Here is a 14999-nt window from a genome sequence, read left to right as displayed (position 1 = left end):
AGATGTTGTATTTAGATTTTCTGCGCCACGGCGAAACCAGCTTAAGTCATACTCTACGGGGTAAAACGGACGATGCTTTGACGGCGAAAGGATGGATGCAAATGCAGTCTACTATTGCTCATGCTGAGCAGGTTAGTCAGGCGTGGGATGTCATTTATAGCTCACCATTACAGCGCTGTCGTCTGTTTGCAGAGGAGTGGGCGGAGCAAAAACAGCTCCCTTTGTATATAGAACCGAATTTGCAAGAAATGGATTTTGGAGAATGGGAAGCTCAGCCGACCGAGCGACTCTACCAACTCTTTCCAGATGAATTGGCTCAATTTTGGCAAACGCCGTTAAGTTTTACACCGCCTCAGGCAGAAAGCTTATTGGCATTTAAAAGCCGTGTTCTCGAGTCTGTAGAGACCTTGACCCAGCAAATGCATAAGCAGGGCTGGCAACGGGCGTTGATTATTTCTCATGGCGGCGTAATCAAATTATTAAAATGCCAAGCGCTGAAGCAAAATGATAACGATCTTTTAAAAATGTCAGCAGAGTTGGGACAATTGAACCGCTTTGTATTCGATCAAGGACAACTTCAGTTTATTCAAAGTGAGGATGTGTAATGACACCTTTTTGGATTGCACTGCAGTTTTTAACGACGTTTCCAGTTCGTTTAAGCACAATGCCAACGCCTCAGCAAAATGCGCAAGCACTGTTATTTTATCCTGTGGTGGGTTTGCTCATAGGAGCCATTCTGTATGGGATAACCCTGTTATTGTATGCTTTGCCACTTGTGCTGTTAAGCAGTGTGATTCTGGTGCTATGGATTTGGCTGACGGGTGGTTTGCATCTGGATGGTTTGGCCGATACCGCAGATGCTTGGGTCGGTGGTTTTGGCGATAAAGCACGCACACTTGAGATCATGAAAGATCCGAGTTGTGGGCCGATAGGTGTACTCAGCCTTGTCATTGTATGCATATTAAAGTGGTCTGCACTGTATGTGTTATTGCAGCAGCAGTGTTATAGCACACTCATTTTATTTCCTGTCTTAGGGCGTCTTGTGCCGCTATTTTTCTTTTTAAGCACAGACTATGTGCGTGCTAAAGGACTCGGCAGCCAGTTGGGCCAACATTTAGCACGACCAATTGCAATGGCACTTTTACTGCTGATACCTTTGGTGGCTTTGTATTGGACATGGATTGGTGTTGTGGTGATTGCCACTTTTTATCTGGTATTATGGTATTTGCGGTATAAATTTATACAGCGTATTGGTGGTGTGACGGGAGATACCATTGGTGCCAGTATTGAAATAATTGAATTAGCGACATTGTTTAGCTTTGTGGTGGCTACTTTTTATTTCACTTAAGTTAAGAAATTAATAAGAGCCTCTCAGCGTGAAAGATGTGCAGTCATACGTGGTCGAAAGAAAAAATAATAAAAAGGGAGCGAGCTATATGCACTTGAAACAAAGGTCTTCCATCATCAGCAAAACACATTTGTAGATATGTTGTGAAAATCCAAAGATTTCCGCGCTAGTTGTCTACAGAGATATGATAAAATTGCGAAAATTATTTTTATGTGCTGACGTTTCATTTCGTCACACGGTTCAGGTAAAACAACGTTGAATTCTGAAAATATGTCAAATCCCATTGATTTCCAAAAAGTTGCTTTAGAAACACTAGAGATAGAGCGTCAGGCACTCTCGGTGCTTGCTAAGCAAATTGATGATCGTTTTAGCCGTGCATGTGAAATTATCTTAAAGTGCAAAGGTCGCTTAGTCATTACTGGCATGGGGAAATCAGGGCATATTGGCCGAAAAATGGCAGCCACCTTTGCCTCTACAGGTACGCCATCATTCTTTATGCATCCTGGTGAAGCGGGGCATGGTGATTTAGGGATGTTGGTTGCAGGTGATGTGCTGATTGCGATTTCAAACTCGGGTAAGAGTGATGAAATCATGATGCTGATGCCTTTGATCAAATATTTGGGTGTGCCTTTAATTACCATCAGTGGTGATGAGCGTGGGCCGATGCCACAGAATGCTGATGTGGCGCTGACGTTGGGCAATATTCAAGAAGCTTGTCCATTGGGGCTAGCACCAACATCAAGTACAACGGCGACTTTAGCCTTGGGTGATGCATTGGCTGTTGCACTGTTAGATGCACGCGGGTTTACTTCAGATGACTTTGCACGCTCGCATCCTGCGGGTGCTTTGGGTAAACGCTTGTTATTACATGTGAAGCATTTAATGCACACTGGAGACGAACTACCGAAAGTGTCTCCAGATACAGCAATGAACAAAGTTCTGTACGAAATCTCTAACAAACGCCTAGGTTTAACCACAATTGTGGATGAAAATGACTGTCTATTGGGGATTTTTACTGATGGTGATTTACGCCGTTTGATTGATAAACAGCAAGGTTTCGATGTGAACTTGGCGGTGTCTGATGTGATGATTAAGAGCCCGCTGACGATTTCACCGGAAGCACGTGCTGTTGAAGCATTAGAGCGAATGAATGAAAAGAAAATTAACCAATTTGTCGTTGTTGATGATAGCAATAAAGTCATTGGTGTTTTGAGTATGCATGACCTGATTCAAGCTGGGGTAAATTAAAAATGGCTTCTTATATTTTGTTAGAACAAGCGCGTTATGTAGAAGCTCTAGTTTTGGATGTTGATGGTATTTTAAGTGATGGTTTTGTGACTTTGACCAACTCGGGGGACGAAATCAAATCTTTCGATATCCGTGATGGCTTAGGTATGAAACTGGTTCAGCAAGCTGGTGTGAAAGTGATTATTATCACAGGACGTAAAAGTCAGATCGTAGAAAAACGGATGTCTGATTTGGGCGTGGACCTTGTTTATCAAGGCCGTGAAGACAAAGGTGTTGCACTGCGCGAGGCTTGTGCAAAATTTGGTATTTCACCTGAAGATTGTTTATACATGGGTGATGACTGGCCTGACCTATCTGCATTTGCCATTGCAGGCATGAAAGTGACCGTGCCAAATGGTCATTTAGAAGTACGTCGTCGTGCCGATTTGGTAACTCAAGCGATGGGTGGACGTGGCGCGGTACGTGAAATCTGCGATATGATTTTACAAGCCAAAGGTGTATACGAAACTTTACTTGAAAAGTACACCGCAGTCCCGCATTAATCTGTATGCATGCATGAGAGTTTAGTTAACATTTATGGATACTAAAGTTTTATATATCACTGCTGTAGCCATTGCGGCTATCAGTAGTGGTTATTACTATTACAGTGGAAAAGGGCAAAAGCTCGAGGTCGATGGTGCGCAAAGCATGACCTATTCTGCTGAGCAGATCCAACTGACTCAAACAGATGAGCAGGGTCATTTATACGTCCGTGCAAAAGTAGATCGTCTTGAGCAGGACATGCAAAAGAAGACCTCTAAGTTAGAAAACTTAAATGCTGAGATGTATAAAGATGGAAAAGTGGATGCAACTTTCTATGCCAAGCAAGCCAATGGCATCAACGACAACGAAAAAGTCGTTCTGACAAACCAAGTGGTTGCAAAGAAAATGTTGGATCAAGGTCAGATGCAGTTTGAGACAGCAGAACTGACTGCGTTTCCACAGACGCGTGAACTTGAATCTCAGCATCAAGTGGTTGTTACGACACCACAAGCAGAATTTGTTAGTCAGGGCTTAAAAGCGAATTTAAATACGGGTCAATATGACTTTTTCCATATTCGAGGGAAGTATGAACCATAATCCAAAATTTTCTATTTCGAAAACTTTCCTCAAGCAAACACTTGCACTGAGTTTAGGTGTGGCTGTTTCAACTTTTGCTTTGGCATTGCCAAGTGACCGTAGTAAAGCGATTTCGTTGGTGGCAGATCGTGCAACTTTTAATGAAAAAACGGGTGTTACGACGTACACAGGCAATGTCATCATTGAACAGGGTACGATGAAACTACAAGCGGATTCGATTGTTGCCAATTTAAATCAAACCCGTCAAATTAGCACCATTACGGCCAATGGTAAGCCTGCACGTTTCCAACAACAAGTTAGTACCAACAAAGGTATTGCCAAAGGTCAGGCGCAAAAAATTATTTATAATGCAGAAACAGGCATTATTACCTTATCGGGCAGTGCACTTCTAGAACAAGATGGTGCCAGTATTCGCGGTAATACATTGCGTTATAGTATGAATAAAGGTGATATCGAAGCGATTGGTACACCAAATAACAGTGGTTCGTCGAGTGGTCGTGTTAAGATTGTGATCCCACCTTCAGGTTCTCAATCCTTCCCAGGAGCGCGTGACTAATGGAGCAAACTCTCAATCAGCCACAAACCCTATGTATTAAGCATCTCGCGAAAAACTACAGTAAGCGTTGGGTAGTGAAAGATGTATCTTTTAGCATGCAAAGCGGACAAATCGTAGGTTTACTGGGCCCTAATGGTGCTGGGAAAACCACCAGTTTCTATATGGTGGTTGGACTGGTGCGTATGGACAAAGGTGAAATTCATCTTGATGACCTAGATATGTCTGATTTGGCCATGCATGAACGTGCGCGTAAAGGTATTGGTTACTTACCTCAAGAAGCATCAATTTTTAGAAAACTCACTATTTCTGAAAATATTATGTCGATTTTGGAAACGCGCAAAGATCTAAATAAAGAACAACGTAAACAGCGTCTGCATGAATTGCTGGCCGATTTCAAAATTAGCCATATTAAAGATTCATTGGGTATGAGTGTGTCAGGTGGTGAACGTCGTCGTGCTGAAATTGCACGTGCACTGGCAGCCGATCCAAAATTTATGTTGCTCGATGAGCCTTTTGCTGGGGTTGACCCAATTTCAGTGGGTGACATTAAAGATATTATTCGTACTCTAAAAGACCGTGGTATTGGCGTTCTTATTACGGATCATAACGTTCGTGAGACTTTGGCGATTTGTGAACGTGCTTATATCGTGAGTGAGGGTGCGGTGATTGCTGAAGGCTCTCCAGATGAAATCTTAGCCAATGAAACCGTGCGTCAAGTTTATCTTGGTGATGACTTCACTGTATAAGCTTTTTCTGCGTCAATGAAAATAATTGGCGCAGATTTCCCTTTCATATTTTTAATCCATCGCTTTGTATTGAATTAAGAATAGGGCATTCCTTTATATTCAAACCGCGCGCCCTGCCATCCTTTTGAAATCGCTTTTTCAGCATGCTTCACAGTATGCATATCTTTTTATTTCGTATTGGCTTAATGCGAAAAGCCATTTTCATACGATAGCTGATTGAAAATACGTTATAATTTTTTGTGAATTTTTTTAAAATTACGCTATGCCATTTACCATCTCTAGTTTAGTGAGCTATGAAGAAGACATTAAAAAAAGTCGTTTTCAAGCTTTTGCTGTGCCTGTAGAAAATGAACAAGCCGTTAAAGATTTTCTAGAGCAATATAAAGATATCAGTACCACGCATCAGTGCTGGGCATGGAAAATTGGTCATAATGTTCGTTTTAATGATGACGGTGAACCTTCAGGTACTGCAGGTCGTCCTATTTTAGCGACCATTGAAGGAAATGAACTGACCAATGTTTTGGTTTTGGTCAATCGTTGGTATGGTGGTGTCAAGTTAGGCACAGGCGGGCTGGTACGTGCTTATGGTGGAACTGCAGGGCAGTGTTTACTATTGGCTGAAAAAATAGAGCTCATTGAGAAGAAAAAAGTGCATTTTGCCTGCCAATTTAATGAATGGGCGATTTTCCAGTATGAGCTGAATAGCCAGCAGATTGAATTTAATGAGCAATATACTGCGGATGGCGTGCTTGTGGAGGCATTATTACAAGTGCATCAGATTGAAGCGCTCGCTCTTAAAATACAAGATGTGACCCGTGGACGTGAAGCCTTAAAAATTGTGGATGACCATCATGACTGATCCCTTATTAAAATATCGTGAGCAGCATAAGCATCGCTTAAACTATATGCCCTGGTTGTATTGGTCGCTCAAGCCTAAAAACCGTGTGTGGGCTGAAGTATGGCAGCAAGAATACCAAGCTTATCTAATGGAAATGGAAACCGTTGAAATTGGTCAAAACTGTTTTATTTCTCCATTGGCACACATTTTTGCAGAGCCTGGTCGTAAAATTGTCATTGGGGACAACACTTTTATTGCTGCCGATTGTACTTTGCATGGGCCTCTAGAGATTGGCAGCGAAGTCGCGATCAACCACCATTGTATTTTAGATGGTGGTCGTGTGGGGATTAAGTTACATGATCAAGTGCGTATTGCAGCCTATTGTCACTTATATGCCTTTGATCATGGCATGGCGCTCAGTGATCCGATTTATCAACAACCTGTGCGTTCACAAGGGATAGAAATTGGTCGGGATGTTTGGTTGGGTGCACATGTGGGCGTGAAAGATGGGGTGAAAATTGGTGCACATGCTGTAGTGGGGATGAATAGCATGGTGACTAAAGATATCGCCGAGCAATCGATTGTTGCTGGAAATCCTGCACAGTTTATCCGTTTACGTGATTAAGATATCAAAGAATATTGAACATTTATCAATACTTAATTACATAAAAACCTGCCATCAAAAAAAAAGATATGCTAAGTTTAGAACAACAATGAGACCTTATACCAAATGCGGTGTAATGAGAGGCGATAATGAAACGAGTCATTGCATGTATTGATTCTTCCCCTTGTATCAATGCTCTAGCAGAAGCTGCGGCATGGATTGCAAAACAGACGGGGCGGGAATTGGTCCTTTTACAAGTTTTGGATTATTATCCTGCAAGTTATCACTTAGGTGAAATTAGCGGGGTAATTGGATTTGAAAGCAATGCAATGTTGCTCAAAGAGCTGGCTGAATTAGAGCAAAAACAAAGTGAACTTGCGCTCAGTTACAGCAATAATCTACTCGATCATATTTCTAAACTTATTCTCGAAACGCATGGCCTGCATACGACACATATTCAAGAAAAAGGTGATTTTCTAGAGCAAAGTTTTAACTTATTGCATGAAGATGACATTGTGGTGATTGGCCGTGTGGGTGAGAAATCGGCTGAACGCAATAAACCACTGGGCAGTAATGTTGAGAACTTTATCCGCGGAGCAAATTGTACCGTCATGACGGTAGGCGATAGCTTTAAGCCACCAACGCGCTTCATCTTTGCCTATGAGTATTCACCGACCTGTGTGAAGATGATGAAGCGGATTGCGCAAAGTGATCTACTGCGCCTCTTACAATGCCATTTGGTCTATGTCGGTGACCACCCTGAAATTTTAAGAGAACCTGAACAGTATTTGAAAGATGCAAATTTGGATGTGATTACAGAATATCGTTACGGCGACGTGGCTGAAAATATTCTGGAATACCAAAATGAGCATGGCATACAACTGATTGTGCTTGGTGCATTCAGCCACAGTAAAATTCATCAGTTCTTCTTGGGCAGTATTGCAACCACCATTTTTAGGAATGCCAAAGTTCCCTTACTGGTGGCCCGTTAATTTAGAGTGAATTCTCTAAATTGGAACTGTTTTATCCATAGTTATCCGCATTAATTGTGGATAACTATATGGACAGTAAATGTAAGTTTATAATTTATATAAGCTTAAATTAATCGATTGTTTTTTAATCTAAGTTTTGGCTTATTTTACAATGGCTAAGGCAAATCCATCATGTCCTTTGCTACCGACCGTTTGAAGTGCGGTGCATGACAAAATTTTCGGATGGTTTTGCATCGCTTTGAACATATCTCGAATCCCTTCAATACTTGGTTTATGATTTTCAGGATTGATAATATCGCCTGCACGAATCACGTTATCGAGGAAAATCAAAGTACCTGAATGAGATAGGTTCAGGCTTAATTCCAAATACTCTGGGTAGCTTTGTTTATCGGCATCAATAAAAATAAAGTCGAAAGGTTCAATGTCTGCAGGCAGTGATTTAAGGATATCTGCTGCACGTCCACATTTGAGTTCAATGGTTTGTTTGAGCTGAGCTTTGTTGATATTTTCTTGGCCCATCGCGGCATGCGTATCACGACCTTCAATCGTTAAAATATAACCATCTTCAGGTAAGGCGCGCGCTAACCACATGGTGCTATAGGCAGCAAAAGTGCCGAGCTCAAGTACACGTTTGCATTGATTCATTTGAATCAGCATTTGTAAAAGCATGCCTTGGTTCGGTGCAACAGCTAAGTGATCTGGAAAACCATGCTTCTCTGTATTTTCTAAAGTTTGCAGTAAAATGGGGTCTTCAGGAATTAAATGTGCATCGATATAGTTATCAATCTCTGTCCACATTTGTTGCATAGCATGTTCACCTTGGTTGCGATGTGGAGCATTTTAAACTTTTATTTTCAGAGTGCAATTTTTCCGACCATATTTGTTGAAATCAATGCTCAAAAAAAAAGAGGTCATATTGACCCCTTTTAATTTTTAAAGATTAGTAACTACACATCGAAGAATTGCGACTGAGGTCTGGGCCCCATGTACGATATCCTTGTGTATCAATGTGAATCTGGCCAGAAGCATATAAACCTAAGCCCATGTTCAAGCTCTGACCATGTTGGGTCCAAAATTGGCATAGACGATATTTTGTATTTTCAATATAAGCATAATCTTCGGGTTGCGGGTTTTCAGACCCAATTCGAAAATCGATGGCAGAATTGAATAAGTGGCGTGACGAGTTTGCACCGCCAGCACATTGGTTTAAAGGCAGATCTCGATAAACTGAAGTGACTTCAAAATCGGTCAGTACTTTGGCTGCAACTAAGTATTTAAAAACTTTTAAGGTCGCAATTTGGTTTTTCCAAAGTTCACGGTTTGGAATCATGTACTGTGAACGACCACATTTTTGCCAATCACGCGCTGTTCTGAGCAGTTCAAAGCTTGGGATGATATTTCCCACACCATTGCGTTCAAGAAAAACTTCATACTCACGTACGCGTGCTAGCGTGTCACCGACAGACATCCATGAATTGTAGTTATAAGGAATAATTTTAGGTGGAGCAGGGCGGTCAAAACTAATTTTCTCTTGCGGGATAAAAATACGTTTTCCATCAGGAGTTGTGATGGTCTGTCCTTTGTGGGATGAAGTCGTACAGCCAATCATCACCAAGGGGATTATGCTAACCGCAAATAATCCCTTTAAAAATTTCTTCATTATAGAAATCAAATATTTAAAAAATACGCCTATTATTTTAATCCAAATTTGTGAGGAAAAATTGGAAATATTGCAATCAAATGTGTGTTTTAGGTATAAAAAAAGATCAGCTTATGCTGATCTTTTTCTGGCTTACTTTTCTAAGTATTGTAACTTATCTGCTTTACCGTTCCATTCTTCACGGTCAGCAGGTTGGTCACCAATCTGGGTAATGTTCGGCCAAGTTTGTGATAACTCAGCATTTAGTTCAATAAATACTTCTTGACCTTCTGGCAGTTCATCTTCAGAGAAAATTGCATTTGCTGGACATTCAGGTTCACAAAGTGCGCAATCGATACATTCATCCGGATTGATCACTAGAAAGTTTGGACCTTCATAGAAACAGTCTACTGGACAAACTTCTACGCAGTCTTGATATTTACATTTAATACAATTTTCAGTGACAACAAAGGTCATGGCGAAGGCTACCTAAAAATATGGTTCTAATAACTAATGTGTATTTTAGGCAAAAACAGCACCAACTAACAATTGCTTTTATTGATATTTGTTATTTATATGCGTGAAATAAGACTATGTTTATGATTTTTATTAGAATGTGTATTGATTTTAAAGGGGTTTTTATGGGAGAAATCGAGCTTTAAGAAATTATAGAAAACAATAACTTAAATAATAGTTTTTTAGGTGCAACTTATGTCACATCTGCAAATGGTAAAGAGATTCCAATATCAAAATCATTCCATGTAATTTTTGATCTGAATGCATAGAACTTAGTCATTTATGAGTTGGTATTACTAATCCATTGGTGAACTGATTGTCCTGTATAAAAATTAAGTATGATTGAGTTTCTTGCTGTTAAATTTGATAAAAACTGAACATTCTGGTGAAAACTGCTTTTAACAATAAAAAAGACCGTCATTTTGACGGTCTAAATGAGTTGCTAAAATCGAAAGCGATTATGAATGTAACTGATCTTTCAATGCATAAAGCTGCTGTAAAGCTTCACGTGGGCTTAAGTTATCAACATCAATGCTTTTGAGTAGTTCAAGTGCGGCAGAAGGTTTCTCAATTTCGACTACACGTTCAATAATTTCAAGTTCAGGCGTTTCTATTACAGCAAACAAATCATTTTGAATGACTTTAGGTTTTTGCAGTTGTTGCTTCTCTAAAATTTTCAGACGATTTTGTGCTTCTTTGATCACACTGGCAGGAATACCCGCCAATTTTGCTACCTGTAAGCCGTGACTTTGACTCGCTGGCCCATGTTGGACTTTATGTAACAAAATGAGGTTGCCATTGAGCTCTTTTGCAGTGACATGGTAGTTATCAATTGCAGTTTCTTTCGCCAGCTCGGTCAGTTCAAAGTAGTGTGTGGCAAATAAACATAAGCATTTAATGCGTTTGGTTAAGTCGAGTACGCAAGCCCATGCCAAAGATAAACCATCATAGGTACTGGTGCCACGACCAACTTCATCCATCAAAACCAGCGACTGATTGGTTGCATGATGTAGGATTTGCGAGGTCTCAGTCATTTCCACCATAAAGGTCGATTTGCCTGTAGATAGGTCATCTGCAGAACCAATACGGGTAAAGATTCGATCAATAGGACCTAATACTGCCGATTGGGCAGGCACATATGAACCACAATAGGCCAATAGGCTAATTAAAGCCGTTTGACGCATAAAGGTTGATTTACCGCCCATGTTAGGACCCGTAATAATGGCCATACGGTGGTTGAAATCAAGTGTCGTGTCATTCGGTGTAAATGTGGCTTTGTTCAACGCCTCAACCACTGGATGACGTCCTGCAATAATTTTAACCCCAATTTCAGGACTATACTCAGGACGTGACCAATTACGTAAGCGAGCCTGATGTGCAAAGTTGGCTAAGAGGTCGATCTGCGCAATAGCGCTACTCATCATTTGTAAATGACCAATGTCGGCGCGGAGTTCATCTAAAAGCATTTCGAACAGCATTTTTTCGCGAGCTAATGCACGGGATTCACTCGAAAGCACTTTGTCTTCAAAGGTTTTTAGCTCAGGGGTGATATAACGCTCAGCATTTTTCAAGGTTTGACGACGAATGTAGTGATCAGGTGCTTGCTCGGCTTGTGCACGGGTCAGTTCAATATAATACCCACTGACACGGTTATAACCAATTTTTAAGGTCGAAATTCCAGTATTTTGACGTTCTTGAATTTCAAGGTCGATCAAGTACTGTCCTGCATGATCACGGATTTTACGCAGTTCATCGAGTTCATGATCAAAACCTTCCGCTATCACATTTCCATCTCGTAAAAGCACAGGTGGATGTTCAACGATGGCAGACATTAAACGTTGATGTAAGCCATGGAAATCGCCCAATTCCTCATTCAATTGGCTAATGAGTGCAGACTGTTTGCTTTGGATCACGGGTTGAATGGCATGACGTAAATAAGGGACTTGCGCACAGGCTTGACGCAGCTGTACTAAGTCACGTGGACGGGCACTGCCTAAAGCCACACGGCTGAGAACACGTTCAATGTCTCCAATCTCTTTTAATACTAAACGGACTGGTGATTCATGGTAGCCATCCACAAGACTCTTGGTGGCATCTAAACGTGCGTCTAAGAGCTTGGTATCACGTAACGGTTGCATCAGTGTACGGCTAAGTAAACGTCCACCCATTGCAGTTTGACAGTCATTGATGAGTTGGAATAATGATGTGCCGTGTTCAAACAGAGGCTCAACCAACTCTAAGTTTTTCCGCGTCACAGGATCAAGCGCAATGAAATCACTGCTTTGTTCTAGTTGAATCGAACGAATATGCGGCAAGGCAGTCTTTTGCGTTTCTTTGGCATAATGAATCAGCGATGCTGCTGCTGCTTTGGCAAGCGGCAAATGGTCAATACCGAAACCAGCTAAAGTCGATACAGCAAACTGATCACATAAAGTTTTTTGTGCATTGTTTAAATTAAAGTCGACATTGGGACGGCGTGTTACAGGGCAGTCGAGCAGTTTTTTAATGTGTTCAATGATATTGGGGTCGACAATATTTTCATCGACCAAAATTTCACTTGGCATGAGGCGAGACAGTTCAATACCGAGTTGCTCAAGCTGAAACTCTTGTTGCTGAACTTTGAATAAACCTGCACTCAAATCTAACAGCGCAATACCAATTTCATTTTGTTGTACGCAAAGCGCAACAAGGTTTGAACTTTGATGTGCAGTCAGTAAGGCATCGTCAGTCAGCGTACCCGGTGTAATAATCCGGACAACGCCACGTTCAACAGGGGCTTTACCTGTAACCTCACCAATTTGCTCGCAAATAACGACGGTTTCGCCTTTTTTCACCAAGCGAGCAAGGTAGCCTTCAGCTGCATGGTAAGGAACACCTGCCATAGGGATGGGTTGACCATTGGCTTTGCCACGATGGGTCAGGGTAATTCCGAGAAGTTTAGCGGCCTTATGTGCATCTTCAAAAAATAGCTCGTAGAAGTCACCCATACGATAGAACATCAAAGAGTGCGGATGTTGCATTTTGACGCCCATGTACTGTTGCATCATGGGAGTGAGGGTGGACAAATCAGTTATGATTCCCGAATTGCTCATGTAGGTGAAATCCTTAAATCTTTGAAAATACACAATATAAAAATAGACCGAGCGACACCGCTTACCGTGTGTATTTATGCGCTATGAACAGCTATTGTATGAATGGCAATATCTTAGCAAAATTGAAAACGACTAAACAATAAATCATCTATAAAGCGAACAGTTGTTAAACATCCAAGTGATTATTGCTGTAGGCCTTAGGCGTAAAGCAAAAATAAAAAAGCCTAAACAGATGTTTAGGCTTTTTTATTTTTAAGGCTTATACAGACCGAGTTCAGTCAGGTGCAACCGCAGGATACGACGTAACTCCAGAACAGCTTCAGGCGTTTCTTGAATAGAATGTCCCCCTTTAATAATCTTCTCAGACAATGCACCATCTAGATGGGCACTCGTATAAGGTACGACATCGTCTGTAATGATATTGAGGTCATCACTTTTGGTCGCATTCCCCATGATGCTGTGGAATTTCATGCCTTTGTATGGAACGACGTTTTTAGTTAACCGAGTAAAATTAGAGTTTTTGCTGAGATCACTTGGTCCATTTTGAATGAGTCCATTATCGACATCTTTAATGAAGGCTTGTAGGTCAGGGTCACTACTTTGTATAACATCGGTCAGTGCCCCCAAAAATGCACCTGGTAGACGAATGACTTTACGTGCCGCAAGGGTAAACCAGCGGTCAGCAAACTCTGTCCCACGATGTGGTGCTGCCAAGAAAATGGCCCGACTAAAGTTTGGAATCGGTTGAATGTCGAGGCGTGATTTAAAAAGAGGGTCATTTTTAAATTGTTGCGCACGTCGATTGGGTAGCAGTTTCATTGCCGCAGGGGTTAAGTCAGCATCGCTTACCAAAAGCCGCGCAATAATACCGCCCATACTATGACCCACTAGCACGGCATCCTTTTTGGCAGGCGCTTTGCTATCGACTAAATTAAAACTTTGTTGAATGATTGCATAGATTTGGAAACGACTTTCCAAAATTGGCATATTGGTCGAGTAGAACACTTGCCAGACTTGATAGTGTTCACGTAGCACGGGGTCGCCCATGACATCATTCGTCAAACGAATCCATGCCTCTGGACTACTGGCTAGTCCGTGAACGAGCACCACCACTTTTTTATTTGGGTTGTACGGCTCAAGCATGTATAGGTGCGGCATAGTGAGGCGTGCATCACGATCAATCAGTGATAAATACGCGGCTTTACCTAAATTGTTTTGTGCCAACCATAAGCCATAAGGTGCAGAAAAGTTTGCAGCAAGAGGGTAACTTTTACCTGCAATTTTCGCAGATTCAAACTTATAGGGATCATAAGCTGAGATTTCAAACTCAGGGTTGTTTAAGATCTCATCGATACTGGATGCAGAGCGTGGCTGTGCGGTAATAGTTGCCGCTAAATAACGGGCATTGTGAATGTTGGGATTACGACCGTTGGTGTACTGATAATGCAGTGGATCGACAATATATTTGGCTTTTTCAGGTGAGGTATCGTTGTGCTCGGGTGGGAGGACAATCAGAAACTCTGAACCAAAACCATCGCGACGTGTGATAGAGCGCAGGCCTGAGAAGTTCATATTGTAAGTTGACATTAGTTGTTCAACTTGACGGTTTTTTAAAAGTGGGTAGTTGTCATAATTAATACGGTAAATACTTTGCCCCACTTTTATTTGATTACCGACTTCTGCTGGTCCATGGCGTAAGCCATAACTATTTACAAGTTTAGCGATAGCTTGGTTATAAAAGTCACGGAGTTGGACTTGACGGTTATCAAAAATACGGTCTTGGGGGCCACGTTTGGTGTTAAACATGTATGCATAACTGTAGCGAATACTTTTATCCAACATGCCGAGTTGTTGATCTAGGCAGCTTTGGTAGTTTTGTTTTTGTAGCGCTTTTTTTTCTTCAGACTGGGTCTTGGCTAAAATACTCACTTTACAGGCAGATGATTTTTCTAAGGAAATTGCTTTAGCGAGATACAGTTCGCTGGCAGTAGAGAGGAGCTGTTCATCTTGAATTTGTGGAATTTGTTTGAGTTCGCTGACACATTCTTCAGGTTGCTCTGAACAGATTTTGGCTTCTCGACCTGTCATAGACAGCACGTTTAGACTCGCTTCACTGAGCTTATCCCGCGTTAAAATACTTTCACGCTCATTGGTAATCGTGACGTTCAGTGATTGATTTTTCACACTGACCACTTGGCAACCACTCAAAAGCGAAACGAGAGTGGTCATCATCAAGGTGCTACGGATGTATTTAGGCATAAAAAGCGTCGACTACCGTTTATTCTTTTGAATTTTTTAAAT

The 14999-nt window shown here is 41.4% G+C and carries 15 protein-coding genes; 10 read left to right on the top strand and 5 right to left on the bottom strand.

Features of this window, described 5'->3' with window-relative positions; genetic code table 11:
- Positions 1-2: 2 nt before the first annotated feature.
- From MF4642_RS08230 to MF4642_RS08185, 10 genes are all read left to right on the top strand, one after another.
- Complete coding sequence (locus MF4642_RS08230) at positions 3-605, top strand: histidine phosphatase family protein (RefSeq protein ID WP_004982129.1); 603 nt, start codon at positions 3-5, stop codon at positions 603-605.
- Positions 605-1348 (top strand): adenosylcobinamide-GDP ribazoletransferase, encoded by a 744-nt coding sequence (locus MF4642_RS08225; protein WP_078425898.1) that lies wholly within the window; start codon positions 605-607, stop codon positions 1346-1348. Before MF4642_RS08230 ends, MF4642_RS08225 begins: the two co-directional genes overlap by 1 nt.
- A gap of 270 nt (positions 1349-1618) precedes the next feature.
- The gene (locus tag MF4642_RS08220) at positions 1619-2596 is read left to right on the top strand and encodes a KpsF/GutQ family sugar-phosphate isomerase (RefSeq protein WP_078425897.1); all 978 of its coding nucleotides are present in this window, start codon (positions 1619-1621) and stop codon (positions 2594-2596) included.
- Positions 2597-2598: 2 nt separating this feature from the next.
- Positions 2599-3138, top strand: a complete 540-nt coding sequence (locus tag MF4642_RS08215) for a KdsC family phosphatase (RefSeq protein WP_004982122.1) — start codon at positions 2599-2601, stop codon at positions 3136-3138.
- 34 nt (positions 3139-3172) lie between these two features.
- On the top strand, positions 3173-3715 hold the full coding sequence (gene lptC, locus MF4642_RS08210; protein WP_078389214.1) for an LPS export ABC transporter periplasmic protein LptC: 543 nt from the start codon (positions 3173-3175) through the stop codon (positions 3713-3715).
- Entirely contained in the window at positions 3705-4271 is a 567-nt protein-coding gene (gene lptA / locus MF4642_RS08205; protein ID WP_078389213.1) for a lipopolysaccharide transport periplasmic protein LptA, read from the top strand. The genes lptC and lptA overlap by 11 nt, the downstream gene beginning before the upstream one ends.
- Positions 4271-5017 (top strand): LPS export ABC transporter ATP-binding protein, encoded by a 747-nt coding sequence (lptB, locus tag MF4642_RS08200; protein ID WP_004696348.1) that lies wholly within the window; start codon positions 4271-4273, stop codon positions 5015-5017. The genes lptA and lptB overlap by 1 nt, the downstream gene beginning before the upstream one ends.
- 262 nt (positions 5018-5279) lie before the next feature.
- Positions 5280-5876 carry an IMPACT family protein gene (locus MF4642_RS08195; protein ID WP_078389212.1) on the top strand — a complete coding sequence of 199 codons (597 nt, stop codon included), beginning with the start codon at positions 5280-5282 and terminating at the stop codon, positions 5874-5876.
- Complete coding sequence (locus MF4642_RS08190; RefSeq protein ID WP_062033549.1) at positions 5869-6480, top strand: acyltransferase; 612 nt, start codon at positions 5869-5871, stop codon at positions 6478-6480. The genes MF4642_RS08195 and MF4642_RS08190 overlap by 8 nt, the downstream gene beginning before the upstream one ends.
- A 128-nt stretch (positions 6481-6608) precedes the next feature.
- Positions 6609-7451: a universal stress protein gene (locus MF4642_RS08185; RefSeq protein ID WP_004696353.1), complete on the top strand. Its 843-nt coding sequence runs from the start codon at positions 6609-6611 to the stop codon at positions 7449-7451.
- A 141-nt stretch (positions 7452-7592) separates the two neighbouring features.
- Here the strand turns inward: MF4642_RS08185 and MF4642_RS08180 are convergent, their stop codons facing one another.
- The 5 genes from MF4642_RS08180 to MF4642_RS08160 all read right to left on the bottom strand — a co-directional run bounded on the left by MF4642_RS08180 (position 7593) and on the right by MF4642_RS08160 (position 14957).
- A complete protein-coding gene (locus tag MF4642_RS08180; protein WP_078425896.1) occupies positions 7593-8258 on the bottom strand; it encodes an O-methyltransferase in 666 nt (221 codons plus the stop codon).
- Positions 8259-8391: 133 nt separating this feature from the next.
- Positions 8392-9111 (bottom strand): D-Ala-D-Ala carboxypeptidase family metallohydrolase, encoded by a 720-nt coding sequence (locus tag MF4642_RS08175; RefSeq protein WP_005400653.1) that lies wholly within the window; start codon positions 9109-9111, stop codon positions 8392-8394.
- 132 nt (positions 9112-9243) lie between these two features.
- On the bottom strand, positions 9244-9567 hold the full coding sequence (gene fdxA / locus MF4642_RS08170) for a ferredoxin FdxA (protein WP_004696359.1): 324 nt from the start codon (positions 9565-9567) through the stop codon (positions 9244-9246).
- Positions 9568-10064: 497 nt separating this feature from the next.
- The gene (gene mutS / locus MF4642_RS08165) at positions 10065-12698 is read right to left on the bottom strand and encodes a DNA mismatch repair protein MutS (RefSeq protein WP_078425895.1); all 2634 of its coding nucleotides are present in this window, start codon (positions 12696-12698) and stop codon (positions 10065-10067) included.
- Positions 12699-12950: 252 nt separating this feature from the next.
- Entirely contained in the window at positions 12951-14957 is a 2007-nt protein-coding gene (locus MF4642_RS08160) for an esterase/lipase family protein (protein ID WP_078425894.1), read from the bottom strand.
- Positions 14958-14999: the final 42 nt, after the last annotated feature.

Source organism: Acinetobacter sp. MF4642 (genome assembly GCF_002018925.1).
Classification (GTDB): domain Bacteria; phylum Pseudomonadota; class Gammaproteobacteria; order Pseudomonadales; family Moraxellaceae; genus Acinetobacter; species Acinetobacter johnsonii.
Note: the sequence above shows the minus strand (reverse complement) of the source record. Positions and strands in the feature narration are given on the sequence as shown.

What these genes read in the sequence shown, in the direction of transcription:
- lptB (WP_004696348.1), top strand. Translation starts at nt 4,271, where the DNA reads ATGGAGCAAACTCTCAATCAGCCACAAACCCTATGTATTAAGCATCTC.
- MF4642_RS08220 (WP_078425897.1), top strand. Translation starts at nt 1,619, where the DNA reads ATGTCAAATCCCATTGATTTCCAAAAAGTTGCTTTAGAAACACTAGAG.
- MF4642_RS08225 (WP_078425898.1), top strand. Translation starts at nt 605, where the DNA reads ATGACACCTTTTTGGATTGCACTGCAGTTTTTAACGACGTTTCCAGTT.
- MF4642_RS08190 (WP_062033549.1), top strand. Translation starts at nt 5,869, where the DNA reads ATGACTGATCCCTTATTAAAATATCGTGAGCAGCATAAGCATCGCTTA.
- MF4642_RS08180 (WP_078425896.1), bottom strand. Translation starts at nt 8,258, where the DNA reads ATGCAACAAATGTGGACAGAGATTGATAACTATATCGATGCACATTTA.
- MF4642_RS08175 (WP_005400653.1), bottom strand. Translation starts at nt 9,111, where the DNA reads ATGAAGAAATTTTTAAAGGGATTATTTGCGGTTAGCATAATCCCCTTG.
- MF4642_RS08230 (WP_004982129.1), top strand. Translation starts at nt 3, where the DNA reads ATGTTGTATTTAGATTTTCTGCGCCACGGCGAAACCAGCTTAAGTCAT.
- fdxA (WP_004696359.1), bottom strand. Translation starts at nt 9,567, where the DNA reads ATGACCTTTGTTGTCACTGAAAATTGTATTAAATGTAAATATCAAGAC.
- MF4642_RS08215 (WP_004982122.1), top strand. Translation starts at nt 2,599, where the DNA reads ATGGCTTCTTATATTTTGTTAGAACAAGCGCGTTATGTAGAAGCTCTA.
- lptC (WP_078389214.1), top strand. Translation starts at nt 3,173, where the DNA reads ATGGATACTAAAGTTTTATATATCACTGCTGTAGCCATTGCGGCTATC.
- lptA (WP_078389213.1), top strand. Translation starts at nt 3,705, where the DNA reads ATGAACCATAATCCAAAATTTTCTATTTCGAAAACTTTCCTCAAGCAA.
- MF4642_RS08185 (WP_004696353.1), top strand. Translation starts at nt 6,609, where the DNA reads ATGAAACGAGTCATTGCATGTATTGATTCTTCCCCTTGTATCAATGCT.
- MF4642_RS08195 (WP_078389212.1), top strand. Translation starts at nt 5,280, where the DNA reads ATGCCATTTACCATCTCTAGTTTAGTGAGCTATGAAGAAGACATTAAA.
- mutS (WP_078425895.1), bottom strand. Translation starts at nt 12,698, where the DNA reads ATGAGCAATTCGGGAATCATAACTGATTTGTCCACCCTCACTCCCATG.
- MF4642_RS08160 (WP_078425894.1), bottom strand. Translation starts at nt 14,957, where the DNA reads ATGCCTAAATACATCCGTAGCACCTTGATGATGACCACTCTCGTTTCG.